Origin of the sequence: Streptomyces sp. NPDC038707 (assembly GCF_040636485.1) — a bacterium.
Classification (GTDB): domain Bacteria; phylum Actinomycetota; class Actinomycetes; order Streptomycetales; family Streptomycetaceae; genus Streptomyces.
In genome coordinates, this window is record NZ_JBEZUP010000023.1 from 15758 (window position 1) to 40779 (window position 25022).

22 protein-coding genes are annotated in these 25022 nt (G+C 73.7%); 9 read left to right on the forward strand and 13 right to left on the reverse strand.

What is annotated here, in order from left to right; translation table 11 throughout:
* Nucleotides 1–3: 3 nt before the first annotated feature.
* Complete coding sequence (locus AB0E62_RS26755; RefSeq protein WP_362198829.1) at nt 4–1224, forward strand: DUF1343 domain-containing protein; 1221 nt, start codon at nt 4–6, stop codon at nt 1222–1224.
* A gap of 31 nt (nt 1225–1255) precedes the next feature.
* Entirely contained in the window at nt 1256–2557 is a 1302-nt protein-coding gene (locus AB0E62_RS26760) for a serine-threonine protein kinase (protein ID WP_362198832.1), read from the forward strand.
* Between the two features lie 20 nt (nt 2558–2577).
* Here AB0E62_RS26760 and AB0E62_RS26765 read toward each other — a convergent pair whose 3' ends face one another.
* Nucleotides 2578–5367: a penicillin acylase family protein gene (locus AB0E62_RS26765; RefSeq protein ID WP_362198834.1), complete on the reverse strand. Its 2790-nt coding sequence runs from the start codon at nt 5365–5367 to the stop codon at nt 2578–2580.
* Nucleotides 5368–5575: 208 nt separating this feature from the next.
* On the opposite strand from AB0E62_RS26765, the gene AB0E62_RS26770 reads away from it, so the two are divergent.
* Both AB0E62_RS26770 and AB0E62_RS26775 read left to right on the forward strand, forming a co-directional pair.
* Complete coding sequence (locus tag AB0E62_RS26770; protein ID WP_362198837.1) at nt 5576–6178, forward strand: hypothetical protein; 603 nt, start codon at nt 5576–5578, stop codon at nt 6176–6178.
* Between the two features lie 122 nt (nt 6179–6300).
* Nucleotides 6301–7032 (forward strand): 3-keto-5-aminohexanoate cleavage protein, encoded by a 732-nt coding sequence (locus AB0E62_RS26775; protein WP_362198840.1) that lies wholly within the window; start codon nt 6301–6303, stop codon nt 7030–7032.
* A gap of 1130 nt (nt 7033–8162) precedes the next feature.
* Here the strand turns inward: AB0E62_RS26775 and soxR are convergent.
* Nucleotides 8163–8621, reverse strand: coding sequence for a redox-sensitive transcriptional activator SoxR (gene soxR, locus AB0E62_RS26780; protein WP_362198843.1), 459 nt, complete (start codon nt 8619–8621; stop codon nt 8163–8165).
* A gap of 113 nt (nt 8622–8734) precedes the next feature.
* Here soxR and AB0E62_RS26785 point away from each other — a divergent pair, with 113 nt between their 5' ends.
* On the forward strand, nt 8735–9196 hold the full coding sequence (locus tag AB0E62_RS26785; protein ID WP_362198846.1) for a MaoC family dehydratase: 462 nt from the start codon (nt 8735–8737) through the stop codon (nt 9194–9196).
* 10 nt (nt 9197–9206) lie between these two features.
* Here the strand turns inward: AB0E62_RS26785 and AB0E62_RS26790 are convergent, their stop codons facing one another.
* The 3 genes from AB0E62_RS26790 to AB0E62_RS26800 form a co-directional block, all read right to left on the reverse strand.
* Nucleotides 9207–9830, reverse strand: a complete 624-nt coding sequence (locus tag AB0E62_RS26790; protein ID WP_362198849.1) for a TetR/AcrR family transcriptional regulator — start codon at nt 9828–9830, stop codon at nt 9207–9209.
* A 73-nt stretch (nt 9831–9903) separates the two neighbouring features.
* On the reverse strand, nt 9904–10191 hold the full coding sequence (locus AB0E62_RS26795) for a YiaA/YiaB family inner membrane protein (protein WP_362198852.1): 288 nt from the start codon (nt 10189–10191) through the stop codon (nt 9904–9906).
* Nucleotides 10192–10249: 58 nt separating this feature from the next.
* Nucleotides 10250–11401: an acyl-CoA dehydrogenase family protein gene (locus AB0E62_RS26800; protein ID WP_362199109.1), complete on the reverse strand. Its 1152-nt coding sequence runs from the start codon at nt 11399–11401 to the stop codon at nt 10250–10252.
* Between the two features lie 105 nt (nt 11402–11506).
* Between AB0E62_RS26800 and AB0E62_RS26805 the strand changes: the two genes are divergently transcribed.
* Both AB0E62_RS26805 and AB0E62_RS26810 read left to right on the forward strand, forming a co-directional pair.
* Nucleotides 11507–12142, forward strand: a complete 636-nt coding sequence (locus tag AB0E62_RS26805) for a TetR/AcrR family transcriptional regulator (RefSeq protein ID WP_362198855.1) — start codon at nt 11507–11509, stop codon at nt 12140–12142.
* Nucleotides 12143–12185: 43 nt separating this feature from the next.
* Complete coding sequence (locus AB0E62_RS26810; protein WP_362198858.1) at nt 12186–12899, forward strand: winged helix-turn-helix domain-containing protein; 714 nt, start codon at nt 12186–12188, stop codon at nt 12897–12899.
* 9 nt (nt 12900–12908) lie between these two features.
* Here AB0E62_RS26810 and AB0E62_RS26815 read toward each other — a convergent pair whose 3' ends face one another.
* From AB0E62_RS26815 to AB0E62_RS26850, 8 genes are all read right to left on the reverse strand, one after another.
* The gene (locus AB0E62_RS26815) at nt 12909–13991 is read right to left on the reverse strand and encodes a Zn-dependent alcohol dehydrogenase (protein ID WP_362198861.1); all 1083 of its coding nucleotides are present in this window, start codon (nt 13989–13991) and stop codon (nt 12909–12911) included.
* 13 nt (nt 13992–14004) lie between these two features.
* Nucleotides 14005–15393: an aldehyde dehydrogenase family protein gene (locus AB0E62_RS26820; RefSeq protein ID WP_362198864.1), complete on the reverse strand. Its 1389-nt coding sequence runs from the start codon at nt 15391–15393 to the stop codon at nt 14005–14007.
* Nucleotides 15394–16525: 1132 nt separating this feature from the next.
* Complete coding sequence (locus AB0E62_RS26825; RefSeq protein WP_362198867.1) at nt 16526–17182, reverse strand: class F sortase; 657 nt, start codon at nt 17180–17182, stop codon at nt 16526–16528.
* Nucleotides 17169–17861, reverse strand: coding sequence for a hypothetical protein (locus AB0E62_RS26830; protein WP_362198870.1), 693 nt, complete (start codon nt 17859–17861; stop codon nt 17169–17171). Before AB0E62_RS26830 ends, AB0E62_RS26825 begins: the two co-directional genes overlap by 14 nt.
* A gap of 102 nt (nt 17862–17963) precedes the next feature.
* Nucleotides 17964–19202, reverse strand: coding sequence for an MFS transporter (locus tag AB0E62_RS26835; protein ID WP_362198873.1), 1239 nt, complete (start codon nt 19200–19202; stop codon nt 17964–17966).
* 23 nt (nt 19203–19225) lie between these two features.
* Nucleotides 19226–20611, reverse strand: a complete 1386-nt coding sequence (locus AB0E62_RS26840) for a citrate:proton symporter (protein WP_362198876.1) — start codon at nt 20609–20611, stop codon at nt 19226–19228.
* Nucleotides 20612–20752: 141 nt separating this feature from the next.
* On the reverse strand, nt 20753–21370 hold the full coding sequence (locus AB0E62_RS26845; RefSeq protein WP_362198879.1) for a TetR/AcrR family transcriptional regulator: 618 nt from the start codon (nt 21368–21370) through the stop codon (nt 20753–20755).
* A gap of 784 nt (nt 21371–22154) precedes the next feature.
* On the reverse strand, nt 22155–22712 hold the full coding sequence (locus AB0E62_RS26850; protein WP_362198882.1) for a hypothetical protein: 558 nt from the start codon (nt 22710–22712) through the stop codon (nt 22155–22157).
* A 152-nt stretch (nt 22713–22864) separates the two neighbouring features.
* Here AB0E62_RS26850 and hmgA point away from each other — a divergent pair, with 152 nt between their 5' ends.
* Nucleotides 22865–24211, forward strand: a complete 1347-nt coding sequence (gene hmgA / locus AB0E62_RS26855) for a homogentisate 1,2-dioxygenase (protein ID WP_362198885.1) — start codon at nt 22865–22867, stop codon at nt 24209–24211.
* 46 nt (nt 24212–24257) lie between these two features.
* Entirely contained in the window at nt 24258–25007 is a 750-nt protein-coding gene (locus AB0E62_RS26860) for a GntR family transcriptional regulator (protein WP_362198888.1), read from the forward strand.
* Nucleotides 25008–25022: the final 15 nt, after the last annotated feature.

Genomic DNA, 25022 nt, shown 5'->3' on the forward strand with positions numbered 1-25022 from the left:
CTCATGGACCTGTCCCGAAGAAACCTGCTCGCCTCGACCGCCCTGGCGGCGACTCCGATGCCCCACCACCACCGCGACCCGCTCCGTACCGGCTTCGAGAACCTCGTCGCCCGCGGCTATGCCCCCCTGGCCGGACAGAAGGCCGGCATCGTCACCAACCCCACCGGCGTCACCAGGACCGCCGAGCACATCGTCGACGTCATGCACCACGACCCCCGGGTCGAGCTGACCGCGGTCTTCGGCCCGGAGCACGGCTTCCGCGGCACCGCCCAGGCCGGCGGCTCCGAGGGGCGCCACGACGACCCGGCGACCGGCCTGCCGGTGTACGACACGTACCTCAAGAGCGGCCGGCCGCTCGCCGACGTCTTCACCGCGTCCGGCGTCGACACGGTCGTCTTCGACATCCAGGACGTCGGCGCCCGCTTCTACACGTACATCTGGACCCTGTACGACTGCATGGAGGCGGCGGCCATCGCCGGGAAGCGCTTCGTCGTGCTGGACCGCCCCAACCCGGTGACCGGCCGCGCCGCCGAGGGCCCGGTGCTGCACAAGGAGTTCGCCAGCTTCGTCGGCCGGCAGCCCGTCGCGCAGGCGCACGGCATGACGGTCGCGGAGCTGGCCGGCCTGTTCAACGGGGAGTTCCTGGGCACGCCGGTCGAGCTGGAGACCGTACACATGTCGGGCTGGAAACGGTCCGCCTTCTACGACGCCTCGGGCCTGCCCTGGGTGCCGCCGAGCCCGAACATGCCCACTCCTGACACGGCGCTGGTGTACTCGGGGACGTGTCTGTTCGAGGGCACCAACCTCTCCGAGGGGCGGGGCACGACCCGGCCCTTCGAACTGCTCGGCGCCGAGGGGGTGGACGGGCGCTGGGCCGCCGCCGTGAACGGGCTGGGGCTGCCGGGCGTGCGGTTCCGGGAGGCGTACTTCGCGCCCACGTTCTCCAAGTTCCAGGGGAAGACCGTCGGCGGGGTGCAGGTCCACGTGACCGACCGGGCCGCCTTCGACCCCGTGCGCACCGGGATCGCGCTGCTGGTGACGGCGAGGAAGGTGTGGGACGGGTTCGCCTGGCGGTCCGACCACTGGATCGACAAGCTCACCGGTTCCGGCCGGGTGCGCACGATGATCGACGCGGGCGCGGACACCGACGAGGTGACGGGCGCCTGGCAGGAGGAGCTGGCCGCGTTCCGGCGGGTGCGAAAGGGGTATCTCCTGTACACCTGACGCGTCTTCACGGGGGACGAGGGAGCCTGGCATGGCCGATCCTGGGACGAGTGTGTCTCCTTACTGGGAGCTGACCTTCGACGCGGACGGGGACGTGGACGGCCCCGAACGCGACCGGCTGGTCGCGCAGGTCACCGAGCGCGGCATCCGTGACCTGATCGTCTTCGCGCACGGCTGGAACAGCGACCGTTCGGGCGCGACCGCGCTGTACCGGCGCTTCTTCGCCCCCCTCCCCCGGCTCGCGCCGCGGGCCCGCATCGGGTACGCCGGGGTGATCTGGCCGTCGATGCGGTTCAGCGACGAGCCGATCCCCGACTTCCCGAGGTCCGTGGCGGCCGAGGAGGTCCGGGCGACGCCGTGCCCGGCGCTGGACGAGGACACCCGGCGCGCGCTGCTGGAGACCTTCCCGGGCCGGGCGACCGTGCTGGACCGGCTGGCCCGGCTGCTGGACGAGCGGCCGGCCGGTGCGGAGGGGCCGGCCGAGTTCGGGCGGCTGGTGCGGCTGCTGCCGGCCACGGAGGGACGGCAGGCGGTGGCCGACACGGACGAGGACGGCGAGCCCGCCGTGTTCACCTGCGACCCGGTGACCGCCTGCGAGCAGTTCGCCGAGGCCCTGGCCACGCTGGAACCGGCCGCGGACACCGCCGGGTTCCGGCTGCCGGACCCGTGGGACGGCGCCAAGGAACTGCTGCGGCAGGCGGCGTACTACCGGATGAAGCGGCGGGCCGGCACGGTCGGCGAGCACGGGCTCGGGCCGCTGCTCGGACGGTTGGCGAAGACGGCGCCCGGGGTGCGGGTGCATCTGGTGGGGCACAGCTTGGGCGGCCGGCTGGTGGCGTTCGCGCTGCGCGGGCTGCCCGAGCCGGTGCGCACGGTGAAGTCGGTGACCCTGCTGCAAGGCGCGTTCTCGCACTACGTGTTCGCGGCCCGGCTGCCGCACGCGGCGGACCGGTCGGGGGCGCTCAAGGACGCCTGGCGGCGCGTCGACGGCCCCCTGGTGTGCTGCCACTCGCACTTCGACACGGCCCTCGGCACCATCTACCCGCTGGCCTCCCGGCTCGCCGGGGACGACCGCTCCTGCGCCGGGAACGAGATCGCGGCGGTGCTCGGCCCGCGCTGGGGCGCCCTGGGGCACGACGGGGCGCAGGCGGTGCCGGGCACCGTCCGGCTGGACCTGGCGGCGGCCCTCGGCGGGGGGCTGCCGGCGGCGGGCTGTGTGAACGTGGACGCGGCGGCCGTGGTCCGGCGCGGCGGCGCGCCGACCGGGGCGCACAGCGACATCGTGCACCCCGAACTGGCGCGGCTGGTGCTGGCGGCGGGCCGGATCGGCTGACCCGCCGCCGAGGGGCCGGTTCAGCGGTGCGCGGCGAACTCCACCACCTGCTGGTAGGTGGGCCGGTTCTGCCAGCCGATCCGGCCGTGCTTGATGCCGCCCAGGGTGCGCTGGACGATGGAGTCGGCGCACCACTGGTCGCCCGCCGCGCACTGGTCGTCGCCGGGGTAGACCTGGGCGGCGGTCAGTGCGGCCGCCTGCTTCAGGGTGGTGAGCAGCAGGTCCCGGCAGGCGGTGAGGCTGCCGCCGCCGCAGTACGTGCGGGCCAGGGGGCCCTGTACGGGCTCGCCGAGCACCGCCCGGATGTCCTTGTCGACATAGGACCACCAGCCGTACTGGAAGGCGCTGCCGGCGTGTGAGCCGGTCGGGCCGTGTCCGGCGGACGGGGCCTCGTCGACGGGCAGGTTGCGGGTGAGCGCGGTGTACAGGCCGGTGCCGAGGCCGGGTTCGAACTCGGCCTTGACCAGCAGCGGCCACCAGGCGTCCAGGACGCGGATCGCGTCGGCGTCGGCGTAGGTCTTCGAACCGGCCGAGGTCTCGGCGCGCCGGGCGCCCGCGGTCACCCACGCCTGGAGCTTGCTCACCGCGGCGGCGGCCGCGGGGTCGGTCACCGGCTGGGCGGTGACGACCTCGAGCAGCCTGGGCAGCACGTCCTCGGCGCGCAGGTCGGCGAGGCCCGCGTCGGCCATGGCCCGCGTCAGCTGGGCCCGGGTGACCCCGCCGGCCGTGACGAGCCTCTTCACCCGGTCGTCCAGCAGGTCGCCGCGGTGCACGGAACCCTCGCCCCAGGGCGCGGCGGCGTAGTCCTTCGCCTGCTTGTTGTTCCAGGAGATGTAGTAGTCCTGGTCGGTGGAGTTCGGGTGGGCGGAGGGCGGGGTGTAGTCGGCGGTGTTGCCGGCCGGGTCCCAGCCGCGCCACTCGTAGGCGGGCGCCGCCCACACCGGGAAGTCGGCGTCGACCCCGGTCGCCCGGACCGGGTTGTCCCCGCTGTTGTAGTACGCGGTGTGCTGGGAGTCGGCGTAGAACCAGTTGAAGGTGTAGTTGATGTGCTGGGCCGCGCTCTGGAAGTCCTGCGGGCCCTTGACGTAGTCGGGGTCGTTGAGCATCTGGAAGCCGATGATGGAGTCGGCCTCGTGCAGGTAGGAGGAGCGCAGGGTGGTGTAGGCGACCTTCTTGCCGCCGACGGTCGCCCGGTAGGCCACCGGTCCGTACGCGGTGCGCCAGACGCGCATGGTGTACGACCCCGCGGCCGTGCCGTCGGCCACGGTCGGCTTCCAGGCGTTCTTCCGCTCGACCCTCTCCATGGCGGTGCAGGTGCCGCGGAAGAGGTAGTGGTGGTCGTCCTGGCACAGTTCGACCGCGTAGGTGTCGATGATGTCCTGGCCGGAGGTGGTGGCGCTCCAGGCGTAGTCCTGGCCGCGGCCGAGTTCGACGTACATGCTCAGGCCCGCGAAGGAGGCGCCGCGGGCGCTGATGCCGGGGCCCTGGATCTCCTGGAGCAGCAGCAGTTGCGGGGCGAAGTAGCCGGTCTGCGGTCCGAAGACGGCGATCGGGTGGCCGCTCGCGGTGTGCTTTCCGCTCACCACGAGGGCGTTGGACATGCCGCGCCGGGCGGAGCCGAGCGCGGTCCCGGCCGCGCCGGCCGAGGTCTTCTCCGCGCTCGCGGTGGCGGCGCTGCCGGTGCGGTCGTACACGAGCGGTTCGGGGGTCACCGAGCCGGGGTCGGGCAGGGCCGCGCCCTGCGGGTTCGCGGGTCTGGCGGCGTAGGGGAAGCTCTCGCCGCCGTGCAGGGTGAGGACGGCCTCGGGGTCGTCGCGCTCGCGGAAGGACTCCCAGACCTTCGTGCCCTCCTCGACGCCGTACCTGTCCTGGGCGGCGAGCAGCGACAGCGCGTTGTCGACCTCCCCGCCGCCGCCGGAGCCGAACAGGGAGCCGATGACGGAGGCCAGTGCCACCAGGTCGGTGACCTTGAAGTGGTCTATGGTGCCGGCGTTGGTGATCGAGTCCTTGTGGCCGGTCAGGACGTACTCGCCGGGGAAGTAACGGCCGCTGTCGGAGGCGTCGATGTAGGCGTTGATGCCGTCGAGGTAGGCCGTGACGTCGGCGAGGGCCTGCCGGCCGCGGGCGCCGTTGTGCGTGATCGCGTTGTCGATCTGGGCCTGGAGGTCGGCCTCGGTGTAGGGCGCGGCGCGGTAGAACTGCTGCTCCAGACCCTGGTTGGCGGGCGCGCCGCCCGCGAAGCCGGTGAGCTGTCCGCGTCCGACGTGCCGGAAGACGTCCATCAGCCAGAGCCGGTCCTGGGCCGCCGCGTAGCCCGCGCCGAACTCGGTGCCGTAACGGGTGGTGCCGGTGATGTGCGGCACGCCGGTCTTCTTGTCGCGGACGATGGTGACGTCGGTGCGGCCGGCCGGTTTCTCGGTGGAGGCGACCTGGTCGGCGGGGACGCCGAAGGAGGCGTCGTTGAAGAAGGCGTTGACGGTGGCGTCGGTGAGGGTTCGGTAGCCGGTGGCCAGGCCGGCGTAGGGGCCGAGCTGGTCCTCGGCATGCGCGGGCTGGGTGCCGAAGGCCTGGTTGAGCAGGATCTGGGCGAGGGTGGCGTTGCCGTTCTCGCCGGGCGGCAGGATGTCCGAACACCGGCCGCCGCAGTAATCGTTGGGGGCCGTCGTGTCGGTCGCCGCCACCGCCGTCCGTGTGAGGGGTGTGAGGAGACCGGCGACGAGGACGCATACCGACGCCGTCTTCAGGAACCCGGGGAGTCGGCGGGACGTTCTCAGTCTGTCAGGGGCGGTACGTGGGGTTCGCCGTGGCATGGCGGCTCCTAGCGACTGGGGTGGCCGAACGTTACCGCCGGTTGTCCCCACGTTTGAAGGTGAACATGCGTCACTTTCCGGAGTGCGCAAGGAGAAGCAGAGAAGAGATGGAGCCGAATCGCCTGTCGATACGTCTATTCGGCGACGTCCGTGCGACGACGCCGAAGTGACCGGAGTACAGGTGCAGGTGTGACGGAGGTGCAGGGCGATGGCCGGTTTCCGGAGTCTGGCGAGACAGGTACGCGACCCGGAATGTGATCTGGCGCTGCGGCGGTACTCGCTGCGCAAGTGCCTGGAGAAGTTCGCCCCTTACGGGCATCGGGCGACCTGGGACCATCTGTGCTCCCGGGCGGGGTTCGGGCCCGAGGACCGCTCCCCCGATCCGGCGCGGCTGGTGGCCGCGCTGGAGGAGCTGGAGGAGGCGCGTGACGTCTGGCTCGCCTACGAGACGGACTTCACGGAGCGGCGCAGGAGAGAGAAGCACGACGGGCTGCGCCGGCCGGGCAGTGTGGACGACTGGCACCGGCTGACCTGGGGCGGGTTCGGGGTCGCCTGGTGCGACGATCCGCGGGTGCACCCCCGCGCGCCGCTGGCGGAGGTGCTGCGCCGGCTGATCGCCGCGCTGGAGCGGGAGCCGGGCTCGTCGTGCCCGGTGTGCGGCGGGGAGCAGCTGGCCTGGAAGTACGGCCTGGACCACGAGCCGTCGTCCGGCCCGGTCTGCGCGGACTGCGGCATCCTGGTCCCGTCTCCCGTCCTCAGCCCCCGGGCCCTGCGGCACGCGCGCCGGGACCGCCAGCTGACCCCGGCCTGACCGCCGGACGGGCGGCGAGGCGCGGCGAGGCGCGGGGGTGCGCAGGGGATGCCGCACCCCTTCCGCGCGAGCCCGGCCCGCGGACGGGCACTGTTGTGCGCGACGGCGGGCACCAGCAGGGCATGGTGCAGGTGTGTCTCAACGGGAGCCGGTCGGCCGCCGACGGCGTGGGCGTCCCGATGTCCCCGCGGGAGCTGGCCCGCTGCGCCGCCGAGGCGGTGGCGGCCGGTGCGACCTCGGTGCATGTCCATCCCCGGACGCCGTGCGGGCGCGAGAGTCTCTCCCCGCGCGTCGTCGCCCCGGCGATCGAGGCGATACGGGCGCGGGTGCCGGTACCGGTCGGCGTGACCACCGGCGCCTGGGCGGAGCCCGACCCGGCGGCCCGGCTCGACCGGGTGCGCTCCTGGCCGGTGCTGCCCGACTTCGCCTCGGTCAACTGGCATGAACCGGGCGCCTCTGCGGTCGCGGCGGAACTGCTGGCCCGGGGCGTGGGCGTGGAGGCGGGCCTCTGGTCCGGCACCGGCGGAGCGGGCCGGTTCGCGGCCTCGCCGCTCGGGCCGCGGGTGCTCAGGGTGCTGGCCGAGGTGACCGACCCGGACCCGGCGACCGCCGAGAGGTCGGCCCGGGCACTGCTGGCGGAACTGGGCGAGGCGCACGGCCGCCCGGTGCTGCTGCACGGCGAGGAGGGCGGCACCTGGCCGGTGTTCCGGCTCGCGGTCCGGCTGGGCCTGGCCACCCGGATCGGCCTGGAGGACACCCTGCTGCTGCCCGACGGCCGGCGGGCCGGGTCCAACGCCCGGCTGGTGGCGGAGGCGGTGACCGAACGAGCCCGGGTGCGGCGCGGCGGGGGGTGACGGCGGCGAGGGGCGCCCGGCCGCTCCGTCCGCCGCGGGGTTCGGCGTGGCCGCCACGGGATTCGGCGTGGCCGCCACGGGATTCGGCGTGGCCGCCACGGGATTCGGCGTGGCCGCCACGGTTCGGCGTGGCCGCCGCGCCCGGGTAAGGCACGGAGCCCCGCAAGTACACGATTCCCCCACACCCTCACCCCCGCCCCGGCCCGCCCGCCACACCCGGGGTGGGGGCGGGGCGCCGCCGGTGCGCGGTTCCCCCGCGCACGTGTCCCCACCCGACACCATCCCGGCACATCAGCAGCACGCCCACCACACCCCGGCAGAGGCGCGCCACACCGCCGGCACACGGCCCCCCGCGCACTGCCCCCACCCCGGCACGTCAGCGGCACACCCGCCATACCCGGGCAAAGACGCGCGGCTCTCCGCCGGTACACGATTCCCCCCACACCCCCACCCCGGCCCGCCCGCCACACCCGGGGGTGGAGGCGGGGCGCCGCCGGTGCGCGGTTCCCCCGCGCACGTGTCCCCACCCGACACCATCCCGGCACATCAGCAGCACGCCCGCCACACCCCGGCAGAGGCGCGCCACGCCGCCGGCACACGGCCCCCCGCGCACTGCCCCCACCCCGGCACGTCAGCGGCACACCCGCCACACCCTGACAGAGGCGCGCCACGCCGCCGGCACACGGCCCCCCGCGCACTGCCCCCACCCCGGCACGTCAGCGGCACACCCCCCATACCCGGGCAAAGACGCGCGGCTCTCCGCCGGTACACGATTCCCCCCACACCCTCGCCCCGGCCCGCCCGCCACACCCGGGGGTGGAGGCGGGGCGCCGCCGGTGCGCGGTTCCCCCGCGCACGTGTCCCCACCCGACACCATCCCGGCACATCAGCAGCACGCCCGCCACACCCCGGCAGAGGCGCGCCACGCCGCCGGCACACGGCCCCCCGCGCACTGCCCCCACCCCGGCACGTCAGCGGCACACCCCCCATACCCGGGCAGAGACGCGCGGCTCTCCGCCGGTACACGATTCCCCCCACACCCTCGCTCCCACCCCGGCAGAGGCGCGCGGCGCCGCCGGTACATGCACGGTTCCCCGCGCACGTGTCCCGACCGGCACCGCCCAGGGGCGTCAGCGGCGTTCCGCCATCAGCCGGGACCCGGTCAGCCGGTCGCCGAAGACGTCATCCGGGTTGGACAGGGCACAGGTCTTCAGGGACAGGCAGCCGCATCCGATGCAGTCGGTGAGCTGGTCGCGCAGCCGGTTCAACTGCTGGATGCGCTCCTCCAGTTCCGAGCGCCACATCTCCGACAGCCGTGCCCAGTCCTCCTTGGTCGGCGTGCGTCCCTCCGGCAGTTCGGCCAGGGCCTCGCGGATCGTGGCCAGGGGGATGCCGACCCGCTGGGCCGCGCGGATGAAGGCGACCCGGCGCAGGGTGTCGCGGCTGTACCGGCGCTGGTTGCCGGAGGTGCGCCGGCTGGAGATCAGGCCTTTGGACTCGTAGAAGTGCAGGGCGGACACCGCGGCTCCGCTGCGCGCGGACAACTGGCCGACGGTCAGCTCGTGGATCTTCTCGGGAATCTGGGGCACCCCTCAGAGATTACAGAGACCCCCTGCCCCACCGGCCCCGCCTCCGTTGACATCGCCCCGCCACCCGACCATGCTAAGCAGTTGCTTAGAGATGCGAGCGAGAGGCCGGGAACATGGCAGAACCGAGGACCTTCACCTCCCCCGACGAGCTGAGGGCGGCCGTGGGCGAGCAGCTGGGGTACACCGACTGGCTGGAGGTCGACCAGAAGCGGATCGACCTGTTCGCCGAGGCGACCGGCGACCACCAGTGGATCCACGTGGACCCCGAGAAGGCCGCCGCCGGGCCGTTCGGGACCACCATCGCGCACGGCTATCTCACCCTGTCGCTGCTGCCCCTCTTCGGGCCGCAGCTCATCCAGGTGGAGGGCGTGAAGATGGGCGTCAACTACGGCACGAACAAGGTCCGTTTCCCCTCCCCCGTCCCCGTCGGCTCCCGGCTGCGCGCCACCGCGACGATCACCGGCGTCGAGGACGTCACCGGCGGTGTGCAGGTGACGGTCGCGTTCACCGTGGAGCGCGAGGGCGGCGACAAGCCGGTGTGCGTGGCGGAGTCGGTGTCCCGCTACTACCTGTAGCCGACGGGGTCTAGCGGGCCCCGACCATGCGCAGGACGAGGTCGGCGTAGAGCGCGCCGACCTCCTCGGGGGTGCGCGGGCCGGCCACGTTGAACCAGCGGGCCACGTCGATGCACAGCGACAGCACGGCGAGCGTGGTGCCCTGCACGTCCGGGACGTCGAACTCGCCGGCGGCCACGCCCTCCTCGATGATCCGGCGCACCTCCGCGTCCACCTGGCGGCGCAGCGCGACGATCTCCGCGCGGGCGTCGGGGCCGAGGGCGTCCAGCTCGTACTGCACGACCCGCGCGGTGGTGCGCCGCCCCGCGTGCCAGCGGACGAAGGAGGCGACCGCGTCGGCCAGCCGCTCCTTGGCGGTGCCCTCGCGGCGGGCGGCGGCGCGCAGGATGCCGAGGGCCTTGTCGTGGCCGATCCGGCTGATCCGGTGGAGCAGTTCTTCCTTGGTCTTGTAGTGGATGTACAGCGCGGCCGGGCTCATGCCGGCGCGGCCCGCGATGTCCCGGGTCGTCGTGGCGTGGTAGCCGCGCTCGGCGAAGGCCTCCACGGCGGCGACGAGCAGCCGCCGGGCCGCGTCCGGGGTGACCTCTTCCCACGGCTCCACTTCGCCGCCGGTCGTCTCCTCCGCCGTACTCATCGCTCGCTCGCCCCTCTCGGTGACAGGAGCACCACCATACCGCCGACGGTGAGCGGGCGCTTAGTGTGGCCGCTCAGACCTTGTCGAAGGGGTCGTGCTCGGCGAGCAGCTTCTCCAGCCGGGCCTGGTCGACCCGGCTGACCAGCTGCCCGGCCTCCTGCCGGTCGCGGATCACCTTGGCGAGGGTGAAGGCGGAGGTGACGAGGTACAGCACGGCGATGGCCAGGAAGCCGCGGATCCAGGCACTCGCCTCCAGCCGGAGGATGCCGATGCCGGTGGCCGCCAGGGCGACCGAGAAGGAGGCCACGGCCTGGCCGTAGAAGGCGGTCGTGCTCTGCTGTCTGACCGGTGTGTCGCTCATGGCCCCAGCATCGGCGCCCGCGGCGCCCGGGACATCCGCCGGAGTACTCAGGAGGTACTCAGAAAGCCGACACTCCGGTCAGGGCCCGCCCGATGAGCAGCTTCTGGATCTGGCTGGTGCCTTCGTAGAGGGTCATCACGCGGGCGTCGCGCAGCAGTTTGCCGACCGGGTACTCGTCGATGTAGCCGTAACCGCCGAAGACCTGGAGGGCGTTGTTGGCGGCGCGGACGGCGGCCTCGGAGGCGAACAGCTTGGCCTTGGACGACTCCACGGCGAACGGCTCCCCGCGGTCGATCAGATCGGCGACCCGCCAGGTCAGCAGGCGGGCCGCGTCCACGTCCACGGCGATGTCGCTGAGCAGTTCCTGCACCAGCTGGTGGTGGGCGATGGGGGTGCCGAACTGCTCGCGCTCGCCCGCGTAGGCGACGGCCGCGTCCAGCGCGGCCTGGGCTATCCCGACGCAGCCGGCGGCCACGGACATCCGGCCCTTGGCGAGCGCGGACATGGCGACGTTGAAGCCCTTGCCCTCCGTGCCGAGCAGGGCGGAGGCGGGCACGCGCACGTCCTCCAGCACCAGTTCGGCGGTGGCCTGGCCGCGCAGGCCCAGCTTGCCGTGGATGGTGCGGCGGGTCAGGCCGGGCGTGTCGGTGGGGATCAGGAAGGCGGAGACGCCCTTGTGGCCGGGGGCGTCGGTGGAGCGGGCGAAGAGCAGGACGACGTCCGCCCAGGTGCCGTTGGTGATGAACATCTTGCTGCCGTTGACCACGTAGTCGTCGCCGTCGCGCACGGCGCGGGTGGTGAGGCTGCCCGCGTCGGAGCCGGTACCGGGCTCGGTGAGGCCGAAGCAGCCGACGTACTCGCCCGCGGTGAGCCCGGGCAGCCAGCGCCGCTTCTGCTCCTCGCTGCCCCAGGCGGCGACGGTCTTGGCGACGAGCCCGAGGGAGACGGAGACGATGCCGCGCACGGAGGAGTCGCCGCGGCCCAGCTCCTCGGTGACCAGGCAGTACGCGAGATGGTCGCCGCCCGAGCCGCCGTACTCCTCGTCGATGGTCAGACCGAGGAAGCCGACGTCGCCGAGCTTCTTGACGATGCCCCGGTCCACCTCCTCGGCGCGGTCCCAGGCGACCACGTGCGGGGCGATCTCGCGCTCCACGAAGTCCCGGGCGAGCTGCCGCACGGCCGCCTGCTCCTCGCTGAGCCCCAGGTTCACCACGAGATCACCCCACACACCGAACGGATCCGTCGACGGCTCTTGAAAGCCGTACATTTAAATTAGCACTGCTAGTTTCTGGTTCGCAGCCCTACTATGTGCGCCATGGCCCGACCGCGCAAGCCCCTCCTCAGCCCCGACCGGATCGTCGAGACGGCCCGGGACCTCGTGGACCGGGAGGGCCTGGCGGCCGTCTCCACCCGGCGCCTCGCGGCCGAGCTGGGGGTGAGCGGGCCCTCGCTCTACAACCACTTCCGCACCAAGGACGAGATCCTGGAGGCCGTCGCGGACTCGGTGAGCGCGCAGGTCGACCTGTCGGTGTTCGAGGACGGCCGCGACTGGCGGACGGCGCTGCACGACTGGGCGGTCTCCTACCGGGCCGCCCTGCGCGACCATCCGAACATCGTCCCGGTCCTCGCCCGGGGCCCTGGCCGCCGCCCGGCCGCGCTGCGGCTGGCCGACGCGGTCTACGGCGCGATGGTCGACGCCGGCTGGCCGCCGGCCCAGGCCACCTCCATCGGCGCGCTGATGCGGTACTTCATCATGGGCTCGGCGCTCGGTTCGTTCGCCGGCGGCTTCGTGGACGACGCGAGCGCCTACGATCCGGCCGACTATCCCCACCTGGGGCAGGCCCATCTGCTCGCCGAACAGCAGGAGAAGATCGACGAGCGGGCCTTCGAGACGGGCCTCGGTGCGCTGCTGGACGGGCTGGCGCAGCAGTACGAGCGGGTACGGGTGTGACGCTTCGGCGACCGCCGAAGCATGGATGTCCCATGCTGGAGGCATGAGCATCGAGGACCCCCTGGCCGACGGCCTCGCCGCGCTGGCCGGGCTGATCGCCGACCGGACGCGGGCCGCGTGCCTGCTGGCACTGCTGGACGGGCGGGCGTGGACGGCCGGCGAGCTGGCCCGGCACGCCGGGGTGGCCCCCTCCACGCTGAGCGAGCACCTGCACCGGCTGGTGGCCGGCGGACTGCTCGCCGAGGAGCGGCAGGGACGGCACCGGTACGTACGGCTGGCCGGCCCGCGGGTGGCGCAGCTGGTGGAGGATCTCGCCGCGCAGGTGCCCGCGGCGGAGGCACGGCGGCCTCCCCGGGGGCTGCGCGAGGCGAGCGCCGGAGCCGCGTTGGCCCGGGGGCGGACCTGCTACGACCATCTCGCCGGGCGGCTGGGCATCGTGGTCACCGACGCGCTGACCGAGCGGGGGCTGCTGCGGCAGGACACCGGGTTCGCGCTGACCGACGCCGGGCTGGAGTGGTTCGGCGCGGCCGGCATCCCGCTCGGCGCCGCCGGCCGCCGCCCGCTCGCCCGCGCCTGCCTGGACTGGACCGAGCGCCGCCCCCATCTCGCCGGGGCGGCGGGGGCGGCGCTGTGCCGGCGGGCGCTGGAGGCCGGGTGGTGCGTGCGGGTGGGCAGCGGACGGGCCGTGCGGATCACTCCCGTCGGCGAGCGGGTCATGTCCGACCTGCTCGGCATCCCGTCCGGTGCGCTGCGGTGAGGGCCGGCCTCAGAACACCACCACCGCCCGGCCGCCCTTCCCCGCGAGCATGTTGTCGAAGGCCGCCGGGATGTCCTCCAGGGTGATGCGGTCGGTGACCAGGGTGGAGAGGTCGAGGCGGCCCTGCCTGATGTGCTCCGCGAGGAGGGGCACGTCGCGGGAGGGGTCGCTGTTGCCGTAGACGCAACCGGACAGGGTGCGGCCCCAGTGGAAGAGTTCCAGGGCGTTGAAGGTGACCTGCTGGTCCTTGCCGCCGATGCCGACGACCGTGGTCCGGCCGCCCCGGCGGGTGGACTCCCAGGCCGCGCGGATGGAGACCGCGCGGCCCACGCACTCCACGGCCACGTCGACGCCCTGCTTGCCGGTGAGGGCGCGGATCTCGCGGGGCGTGGTGTCGGAGGCGAGGACGTAGTCCGTGGCGCCGGCCGCGCGGGCCAGTTCCTCCTTCGCGGGCGAGACGTCGACGGCGACGATCCGGGACGCGCCCGCGATCCGGGCCGACTGGAGCGCGGCCAGCCCCACCCCGCCGACACCGAACACGGCGACCGTCTCGCCGGCCCGGACCCGCGCCGAGTAGTGGACGGCGCCGTAACCGGTGAGCACCGCGCAGCCGAGGAGGGCGGCGTCGGCCGGTTCCACCCCGTCCGGCACCGGCAGCACACAGGAGGCGGAGACCACCGTCTCCTCGGCGAACGCGGCCACGTTCAGGCCGGGGTGCAGCTCGGTGCCGTCGGTGGTGCGGGCGTAGACGTCGGCGGAGCCGTTCAGCGCGTTGGCGCAGAGCCAGACCTCGCCGAGCCCACAGGCGTGGCAACTGCCGCAGGATGGGGCCCAGTTGAGGACCACGGGGCTGCCGGGGGCGACATGGGTGACGCCCTCGCCGACGGCGACGACCGTGCCGGCGCCCTCGTGGCCGAGGACGGCCGGGACCGGCACCCGCATGGTGCCGTTGGACAGGGACAGGTCGGAGTGGCACACGCCGGCGGCGGCGAGGCGGACCCGGACCTGTCCGGGGCCGGGGTCGGGCAGCTCGATGCCGGTGATCTCCAGCGGGGCACCGACGGCGGGCAGGACGGCGGCTCGTACGGCCATGGTCGCGGACTCCTCAGAACTGGAGGGACTTGGTCTGCAGGTACTCGGCGAGTCCGTGACTGCCGAGCTCCCGGCCGACGCCGGACTGCTTGTAACCGCCGAAGGGCGCGAGGGGGTTGAACCGGCCGCCGTTGATGTCGACCTGACCGGTGTCCATGCGGCGCGCGAAGGCCACCGCCTCGGCCTCCTCGCCGGCCCAGACCGCGCCCGCGAGCCCGTACACCGTGCCGTTGGCGATGCGCAGGGCGTCCTCCTCGTCCTCGTAGCGCAGGATCGTGAGGACCGGGCCGAAGATCTCCTCCTGGGCGATCGTCATCTCCGGGGTGACGTCGGCGAAGACGGTCGGGCTGACGAACCAGCCGCGCTCGTGCGGGGCCTCGGGGCCGCCCGCGACCAGCCGGGCGCCCTCGGCGACGCCCTTCTCGATGTAACCGCGCACCCGCGCCTGCTGCTTGGCGCTGACCACCGGGCCGATCCGGTCGCCGTACTTGGCGGCGGCGGTGGCGGCCAGCTCGACAGCCTCGGCGTACTGGTCGCGGTGGACCAGCATGCGGGTCCAGGCGCTGCACGTCTGGCCGGAGTTGGACATCACGTTGGCGACGCCGACGTTCACCGCCCGGGCGAGGTCGGCGCTCGGCAGGATGACGTTGGCGGACTTGCCGCCCAGCTCCAGGGCGACCTTCTTCACGGCCGCGCCGGCCACCGCGCCGATCTGCCGGCCGATCGCGGTGGAGCCGGTGAAGGACACCAGGTCGACCCCGGGATGCTCGGCGAGGGCCTGCCCGGCGACCGGGCCGAGGCCGGTGACCAGGTTGAACACACCCGCGGGTACGCCCGCCTCGTGCACCGCCTCGGCGAACAGCTGGGCGACGAGCGGGGTGTCCTCGGCGGGCTTGAGGACGATCGTGCAGCCGGCGGCGAGGGCCGGGGCGGCCTTGGCGACGATCTGGTGGAGCGGGTAGTTCCAGGGGGTGATCGCGCCGACCACGCCGATGGGCTCGTGCAGGACCGTGGAGTTGCCGACCTTCTCCTCGAAGGAGTGGCTCGCGGCCAGTTCGGCGAAGGAGGCGGCGACCGCGAGGGGCACGGCCGTGTGCACGGCCTGGGAGAACTTCAGCGGTGAGCCCAGCTCGGCGGTGACCGTCTCGGCGATCTCGTCCTTGCGCTCGACGAGGGCGCGGTGCAGGGCGGCGAGGCGGGCGGCGCGTTCGGCCGGGGGTGTGGCGGCCCAGGCGGGCAGGGCGGCGCGGGCGGCCCGTACGGCGGTGTCGACGTCCAGCGCGCCGCCCGCCGGGACCTTGCCGATGACCTGCTCGTCGGCGGGGTTGACGACCTCGATCACGTCCCCGCTCGCGGCGGGGCGCCAGGCGCCGTCGATGTACAGGGCGTCATGTGCCTTCATGGTGTGTCCTCCCGGCGAGGTCCGCGTCGTCCGGCACACAAACTAGCGGTGATAGTTTTGTTGCGCCAGACATTCCCTGGCCACAGGGCGTACCGAGCCATCATCGCGGACGACCCGACCACCGCGGACCCGAAGCCCACGGCCCGACCGGGCCGGGTTCGATGGGCACGGTTCGCCGGGCGCGGACTCGCTGGGCACGGGCTCGCCGGGCACGGGCTCGCCGGGCGCGGGGCGCCAGGTCACGCCTTTCGCCGGGTGCCGGGGCGGAGGCGGACCGCCGGTCGTCGGCCGCCGGTCGTCGGCCGTCGGTCGTGGGCCGCTGGGTGCCGACCGGTTCGCCGGGCGCCGGTTCGCCGGAGGCGGTCCGGTGGCCACCGGATCGCTGAGCGCCGGACCGCTGAACGCCGAGCGCCGGACCGCCGGGCGCGGTCCGCTGACCGCCGGGACGCCGTGTCCCCGTTCGCCGGAGGCGGTCGGCTGGCCACCGGATCGCTGAGCACCGGGCCACCGGGCCACCGGGTCACCGGGTGCCGACCGGATCACCCAGCGCCGGACCGCTGACCGCCGGTTCGCCAGAAGCGGTCCGCCGACCGTCAGCCCGCGGATCGCCGGACGCCAAGCACCGGCTCGCCGGACGCCGGACCACCAGATCGCCGAGCATCGGTTCGCCGGACGCGGTCCGCTGACCGCCGGGACGCCGTGTCCCCGTTCGCCGGAGGCGGTCCACTGGCCACCGGATCGCTGAGCACCGGGCCACCAGGAGCCGACCGGCTCGCCGAGCGCCGGACCGCCAAGCCGCCGGATCGGCGAGCCCGGGCCACTGGGTGCCGACCGGTTCACCGGGCGCCGGATCGCCGGAGGCAGTCCGCTGGCCGCCGGGGCGCCGGGGCGCCGAGCATCCGTTCACCGGAGGCAGTCCACTGGCCGCCAGACCGCCGAATCGAGGAGCGCCGGGCGCCGGTTCACCGGGCGCCGGGCGGTTCGCCGCGCGCCGGGTTCGACGGACGCCGGATCGACAGACGCCAAGTGCCGGGCCGCTGGGCACCGGTTTACCGGGCGCCAGCCGGTTCGCCGCGTGTCAAGCCGCCGGATCGTCGGGGGCCGGGCGTCGCCGGACCAGCGCGCCCGGCGGTCATCTCGCCGCCGCCAGATGGGCGAAGACCACCACGTTGCTGGTGTAGCCGGTGCGTCGGCTGAACAGGCCGCCGCAGGTCATGATTCGCAGCTCCGGGCGCCCGGTCGTGCCGTAGACCTCCCGGTCGGGGAAGCCGGCCTTGTCGAAGACCTTCACCCGGTCCACGGAGTAGACGGCGGTACGTCCGTCCGCCCGCCGTACCTCGACGGCCTTGCCCGGCTTCACCTGGGCGAGTCCGGCGAAGACCGCGGGTCCGCTGCGGGTGTCGCGGTGGCCGACGGCGACCGCGGTGCCGGCCTCGCCCGGCGTGGGACCGCCCTCGTACCAGCCGACCAGCCGGGGCCGGTCCACCGGCGGTGTCTCCAGCTCCCGGTTGGCGTCCAGGCGGAGCGGGACGACCGGGGCGTCGATGCCCAGGGAGGGCACGCGGAACGAGGTCGGCCGGGACCGGGGCAGCGGGCGGGGCGGCGGGGCGGGCGGCGCGGGCGGGGCCGCCGCCTCGGCCGCGCCGCCCGCCCGGCCGGCCGTGGCCGGCGTGTCCCGTCCCGCGCAGCGCGAGCCGACCGTCACGAGGACGGTCACCAGCACGGCCGTCCTCACCAGGCGGTAGGCGCGGGTCCGGTACCAGGGCCTGCGCCGTCTACGCGGCGCCATGGGGGCGGCGGCGGATCAGCCGGACGTACACGGCGGCACTGACGGCGACCAGGCCCACGGCCGCCGCGGCGGCCACCGGGGAGTACGCGGCGGCCCTGTCGATGAGACCGCCGCCGCCCGCGTGCACACCGCCCTTCGGGCCGTCGTGGTCGCTCTGTCCCCAGCCCCCGTTGTCCTGGTGCTCCCCGTTGTGCTCCTGGTGGTCCTCGATCTGGCCGCCGGGCGCGCCCTCCACCTTGCCGTCGTGGCAGTTGACGCGGAAGACCTTCTCCTTCAGGGCCGGGGGCGCCCCCACGGTCCAGCTGATCTTGTACTGCCCGTCCGCCAGCCCCAGCGGGTCGGTGTGCCCGGCACCGCCGGCCAGTTGGATGATGCCGGTCACGGTGGCGGCGGTGGGCAGCGGGGGCTGCGGCGTGATCGTGTACGCGATGCTGGTCAGGGTGTCGAAGTTGACGGCCTCCAGGAAGAACTTGCAGACCACCGGGTCGTCCTTGGCCGAGCCGATGAACGACGGAGGGTTGGTCGAGCGGGCGTTGTGGATCCTGATGTCGCCGTTCTCCCCCTGGGCCGCCGCGTTCGGCGCCGCCACCCACGACGCGCCCGCCGCGGCCAGGGCGGTGAGGACGACGGTGGCACCCGCGCGGGGGCCGACTGCACGGGGGAGTGTCAGGGTGGGCATGCGCAATCCTCCGGGTTCAGACGATTTTCATACAAATCGCTCTTTCGCCTGGACCCTGCCTCATGACCCGCCCGGACCCCGGCAACGACGCCGGGCGCGCCGTCAGATATCGCTCGTGCGGCGCAGTCCCCGGCCCGCGCGCCGCTCCCGCGTCACCCGTCCGGCCCCCTCCCGGGGCTGCCCGGGCGAGCGCAGCGCGACCCCCGAAGAGACCAGCAGCAGCCCGCCCAGCATCACGAACGGCGCCGCCACCCCCGCCAGCCCGGCGACCAGGCCCGCGGCGGCCGGAGCGGCGACCTGGCCCAGCCGGTTGCCGGTCAGCCGCAGGGCGAGCGCGGTGGAGCGGGCCTCCTCGGGCGCCGCCTGTACCACCGTCGTCATCGACAGCGGCTGCCCCACGCCCAGGCAGAAGCCGAGGAGCGTGAGCATCGCGCCGAGCGCCCACACCGGCACCGGCAGCGCCACCCCCGCGCACAGCAGGGCCGCCAGCAGACAGGTCACGGTGAGCAGCGCGGGCCTGCCGAGCAGCCGCAGCAGCGGGGTGAGGACGAGCCGGCAGGCGATGGTGGCGCCGGCCCGCAGGCCGAGCAGGACGCCGATCACCGCGGGAGCGATGTCCCGGTGTTCGCCGACCACCGGCAGATAGGCGGTGAGGATGTCGGTCGCGGACAGCACCGAGAGGCTGATCAGCATGCCCGCGGGGACGCCCCGGGCGCGCAGGATGCCCGCGACCGGCACCCGTCCGCCGCGCGGCGCGCGTGCCGTGACGGCCGTACGGTCCTCGATGCGCCACAGCGCGGTGAACGCGACGGCGGCGCCCGCGCCCGCCGTGACGAGGGCGAGCGCGCTGCTGTGCGCGAGGTCGGGGCCGCCGACGAGGGCGCCCGCCGCGAGCGGGCCGACGAGCTGGCCGAGGGAGGCGCCGATGGTGAAGTGGCCGAAATTGCGGTCCTGTTCGTGCGGCGCGGACTGGCGGGCCACCAGCGACTGGGCGCCGATCACGAAGCACAGGTGGCCGAGGCCCATCACCCCGCTCCACAGGGCCATCGCCCACAGGGAGCCGGCCAGCCCGCTCAGGGCGCAGCCGCCCGCGATGAGGACCACGCCCGCGGGCAGCAGGGGCGCGCAGCGGCCGTGGTCGGTGCGGCGGCCGAGCGGTACGGCGGCGAACAGCGGCAGCAGGGCGTAGACACCGGCGATGACGCCGACCGCACGCTCGTCGGCGCCCAGTGCGAGGGCCCGGTAGGAGACGGCGGGGCGGGCCATCGACACCGCCCCCTGTGCGCAGCCGAAGGCGATGACGAGGCGGAGCAGCCAGCCGCGGTTCCCACCGGGCGCCATGGGCGAGGTCCTTCCGGAGGTGATCAGACGATGGCGAACAGGAGCGCGGAGCCGAGCACCACCAGGGAGGTGAGGGCGGCCCACTTGACCACGAACCGGGTGTGGTCGCCGAACTCCACCTTGGCCATGCCGACCAGGACGTAGACGGCCGGGACGAGCGGGCTGGACATGTGCAGCGGCTGGCCGGCGATCGAGGCGCGGGCGATCTCCAGCGAGGAGACGCCGTGCGCGTGGCCCGCCTCGGCGAGCACCGGGAGGACGCCGAAGTAGAAGCCGTCGTTGGACATGAAGTACGTGAGCGGGATGCTCAGCACGCCGGTGACGAGGGCCATGTGCGGGCCCATGCCGTCGGGGACGTTGTCCACCAGCCACTTCGCCATGTGGTCGACCATGCCGGTGCCCTGGAGGACGCCGGTGAAGACGGCGGCGGCGAAGACCATGCCGGAGACGTTGAGGACGTTCTCCGCGTGGGCGGCGATCCGGGCCTTCTGGTCCGGCATGTGCGGGAAGTTGACGGTCAGGGCGAGGGCGGCGCCGAGCAGGAACAGCACCGGGATCGGCAGCCACTCCATGATCATGGCGGTGAGCAGGACGACGGTGAGCAGCGCGTTGAACCAGTACAGCTTCGGACGCAGGGTGGGGCGGTCCGGGTCCAGGCCCTGGAAGCCGTCGTCGGCGGGCTCGTCGGGGAGGTGCGTGACGCCGGCGCCGGAACCGCCGCCGGCCTGTGCGGCGGGGGCGGTGCCCGCCAGGACCGTCTCGGGTTCCTCCACCAGCGCCTCGTCCAGCGTGAGCACACCGAGCCGCGCCCGTTCGCGGCGGCCGAGGACGTAGGAGAGGACGAGGACGAACAGCAGGCCCATGGCGAGGGCCGGGATCATCGGTACGAAGATGTCGCTCGCGTCCACCTTCAGCGCGGTGGCGGCGCGGGCGGTGGGGCCGCCCCAGGGGAGCGTGTTCATCACGCCGTTGGCCATGGCGGCGACGCCGGTCATCACGACCAAGGACATCTTCAGGCGCTTGTAGAGGGGGTACATCGCCGAGACGGTGATCATGAAGGTGGTGGAGCCGTCGCCGTCCAGGGAGACGATCGCGGCGAGGACCGCCGTGCCGACCACGATCCGCAGCGGGTCGGCCTTGCAGAACTTCAGGATGCCCCGGACGACGGGGTCGAAGAGGCCGACGTCGATCATCACACCGAAGTAGACGATCGCGAACATGAGCATCGCCGCGGTGGGGGCGAGGCTGGTGACGCCGTCGATGACGTAGTCACCGAGTTTGCCGCCCTTGCCCACGAACACGCAGAACAGCGCGGGGACGAGCACGAGCGCCGCGATCGGCGACATCTTCTTCAGCATGATCAGGACCAGGAAGGTCGCGATCATGGCGAAGCCGAGGATGGTCAGCATGAATGGAATACCTAACGTTCGCCCTTGAACATCCCACCTGGGGGTCGGCGGTGCGTTGACGTTAGGTCCGTTCAACCGGCGTTAACAAGATGTCGACGTGCGAGCAATAAGCGCAAAAGTCCAGGTCAGGCGCGGGGTTGTTCAGTCGAGTACGCGGGCCAGATAGGCCCGCAGCAGCTCCCGGGTCTCGGCGATGACCGCCTCGTCGCCCTGCGGGTCGATCCGGAAGGCCAGTTGGACGAGGGTGTCGGCGCTCTCCACGGCGACCAGGAAGACCCGCCGCAGGTCCGCGTCGGGGGTGCGGCCGAGATAGCCGGCGAGCAGTTCGGTGAGCCGGTCGGAGACGCGGGTGTTGGGCTCGTCGTGGCGGCAGCCGACCGGGATCTGGTTGCCGAAGTCGACCAGGGAGAAGCCGGGTGCGGTGCGCTTCATCGCGAGGTACTCGTCCAGGACGGCGTCCATGGCGGCCCGCCAGTCCCCCGCGCGGGTCTTGCCCAGCCGCCCGGTGACGCGCTCGGCGTAGCGTTCCAGGTTGCGCTGGGCGAGGGCGTCGGCCATCTCCCGCTTGTTGCCGAAGAACCGGTAGACCGAGCCGATGGGGACACCGGCGCGCTGGGCGACGGCGCGGGTGCTCAGGGCGTCGTAGCCGACCTCGTCGAGAAGACCGGCGCAGGCGTCCAGGATCCGGGTGAGCCGCTCGGCGCTGCGCCGCTGAACGGGCGCGCGACGGAGCGATGTCGCATGGGGCACGGGCTTCATGATGCCTTTCCACCGGAGACACGTGAACCTCGCCTCAGGGTACGGAGCGGGGTCGCGGTGCCACTCCCCCACCGACGCGGGCCCCGCACCCGGCCGACAGCCGAGGGACGGACCCGCCCGGTCCCTGAGCACTTCCCCAACACGGGCCGCGCCCAGTGCGTTCCCGCACGGCCGTCGCCCCGCCCGCGCCGAGGGACCCGCTCCGGCCACGCGGACCGGACACCAGGCACTGCGCACCCACGACCCCGGGCCCCGCACGACCGCCCGCTCACGGCCACACCGACGGGCCCCGCACGACCGACAAGCCGCCCACCCGGACCGTCCCGGCCGCCGGACCACCGACACCCGCCGGCCGACCCCGACCACACGGAACCGGGCACCGGCACCGGCACCGGCACCGGCACCGGCACCGGCACCGGCACCGGCGAACCCTGGCCCCGCTCCGCCGCCACCTCACGGCCGAGGGCCACCCACACCGACAGGCCCCGCCCGGCCCCCGAGCCCCCCGGTGCGGACCCCACCCAGCCGCCTCCCCGCACGACCGACAAACCGCCCACGCACACCGCCATCCCAGCCACCAGACCACCGGCACCAACCAACCCCCGCCGCCGAACGCCCACGAACCCACGCCCCGCCCGACCGTCCCCGCACACCGCCGGACCGCTCAGCCCGACGAACCGCCCCCGGCCACCGGGCCGTCGGTACTGAGCGGGGCCCGGGCGGCAGGCCACCCGTCCGGGCCGCTGGACGCGTCCGGCCGCCGCCCCGCACGGGAGCCCCCGGCTCACGTGCCCCGGGCGGCCGGGGTGGACGCGCCGCGCGGGCGGCCCGTGCTCGTCTCCGCGTCGGAGACCGTGACGTCCGCCGTGTTCTCGACCGGCTTGCCCCGGACCGCCCAGACCGTGCCGTCGTCGGCGTACAGCCGGGCGGTGACCTGGTGGGTGCCGTGCGGGACGCGGTCGGCGGCCAGGTGGTAGGCGGGGGTGTGCAGCCGGGCCACCCGGCGGCCGTCGACGTAGAGCTGGACGAGTCCGCGCCCGAGGACCGCGGCCGGCCGGGTGCCGGGCGCGGAGCAGCGGAAGTGCCGCAGGCTCAGCCGCACGTCCCAGCCGCCGGACGGGTCCGGGGTGACCTCGACGGCGACCGCGGGCGCGTTCCGCTCGGGCACCTCGCGCAGATTGCGGCCGGTCTCGTCGGTGCTGTCCAGCACCTTTCCCGCGGGCGACGGCGAGACCGTGCCCTCGTGCGCCTCACCGGTTGCGCACGCCGCCGCTCCCCACGGCAGCAGGACGCACATCACGAGCGCGGTGAGCCGCCCGCGCGTCCACTTCTTCCACGACATGATCGGGAGCGTAGATCAGCGCCCCGGTGCCCCGGATCCGTCTCAGGTCTGGTTCGCGCCCTACCCCGGAGGGAGGACCGGAAATCCCTCTTGCGCGGGCCCCCACTCATTCCTACGGTGATGCATAGGAATCAGGAGCACGAGGAGCGATCATGAGCGATGGGGGCACCTCCCGCGCGAGCGCGTTCGAGCACGGGGGAGCGCGGAAGACCGCCGAGGGGCTGTCGTACCTGACCGGGTTCGGCAATGAGCACGCCTCGGAGGCGGTGCCGGGCGCCCTGCCCGAGGGCCGCAACTCGCCGCAGCGCGCACCCCTCGGCCTGTACGCCGAGCAGCTGAGCGGTACGGCGTTCACCGAGCCGCGCGCGCACAACCGGCGCTCGTGGCTCTACCGCATCCGCCCCTCCGCCGCCCATCCCCCGTTCACCCGCACCGGCAACGGCGCGCTGCGCACGGCGCCCTTCGCCGAGACGGTGCCCGACCCCAACCGGCTGCGCTGGAACCCGCTGCCCGAGCCCCCGGCCGGCACCGACTTCCTCGGCGGGCTGTGGACGCTGGGCGGCAACGGCGACGCGACCCAGCGCACCGGCATGGCCGTGCACCTGTACCACGCCAACGCCTCGATGGAGCGGGTCTTCTCCGACGCCGACGGCGAGCTGCTGATCGTTCCCGAGCGCGGCGGGCTGCTGCTGCACACCGAGTTCGGCCGGCTGCATGCGGAGCCGGCCCATGTGGCACTGATCCCCCGTGGGGTCCGGTTCCGTGTGGAACTGCTGGACGACTCCGCGCGCGGCTATGTGTGCGAGAACTACGGCGCGCCGTTCCGGCTGCCCGACCTCGGTCCCATCGGTGCCAACGGCCTCGCCAATCCCCGGGACTTCCAGGCGCCGGTCGCCGCGTACGAGGACGTCGAGGGCCCGGTGGAGGTGGTGAACAAGTTCTGCGGCAACCTGTGGACCGCCACCTACGACCACAGCCCCCTGGATGTGGTCGCCTGGCACGGCAACCATGTGCCGTACGTCTATGACCTGCGCCGGTTCAATGTGATCGGCACCATCTCCTACGACCACCCGGACCCGTCGATCTTCACGGTGCTGACCTCCCCGTCGGACACCCCGGGCCTGGCCGGCGTGGACTTCGTGGTGTTCGCGCCGCGCTGGCTGGTGGGCGAGGACACCTTCCGGCCGCCGTACTTCCACCGGAACGTGATGAGCGAGTACATGGGCCTGATCGAGGGCGCCTACGACGCCAAGGCGGAGGGCTTCGTGCCCGGCGGCGGCTCGCTGCACAACATGATGTCGGCGCACGGCCCGGACCGGGAGACGTTCGACCGGGCGAGCGCGGCCGAGCTGCGGCCGCACAAGGTCGACGACGGACTGGCCTTCATGTTCGAGACCCGCTGGCCGGTGACGCTCACTCCGCACGCGGCCGGGGCGGACCACCTCCAGCGGCGCTACGACGATGTGTGGCAGGGACTCCAGCGGCACTTCCGGGGGTGACGGCCGACGTTGCGCACGGGGTTCCCGGCCGGGTACGGATAGCCGCGTGACCTCCTTCGCCCCTGACTCCATCGTCCTGAACCGCAAGCTGCCGCTGTGGTACCAGGTGTCGCAGTCGCTGCGCGCCTCGATACTGGGCCGCTCCCCCGAGGACCCGCTGCGGCTGCCCACCGAGGAGCGGCTGGCGCGGCACTACGGCGTGAGTGTGCTGACGATGCGCCAGGCGCTGAAGGAGCTGGAGGACGAGGGGCTGATCAGCCGGCACCGGCGGCGCGGCACGTTCATCGAGCCCGGGGTGCGGCGCGGGGCGCCGGTGCGGCTGCTGGGCTCGGTGGACGCCATCGTGGCCCAGCAGTCCGGGATGACGACCGAACTGCTGGAGCACGGCCGGGTGCCGGTGCCGGCCGCGCTCGCCGAGTACTTCCCGGACGTCACGGAGGTCGGGGCGTACCACCGGCTGCGCGGTGACGAGAAGACCGGGGAGCCGACCAACCACGCCGTCAACCACGTCCGGCCCGACCTGGCCGACCGGATCGACCCGGACGACCTGGTGCGCTGGCCGATGACCAAGGTGCTGCGGGACGTGGTGAAGGCCGACATCAGCCGGATCACCGACACGGTGCAGGCACGGCTCGCCGACCCGGAGACGGCGCGGCTGCTCGACGTGCCGCTGCTCAGCCCGATCCTGCACTACACCGGGGTGACGTACGACGGCGAGGGGCGGGTGCTGGACGTGGCCGTCATCCACTACCGGGGGGACCGGTTCTCGTTCACGGTCACTCTCGACGCCACCTGAACCAGGGGCGGTCGA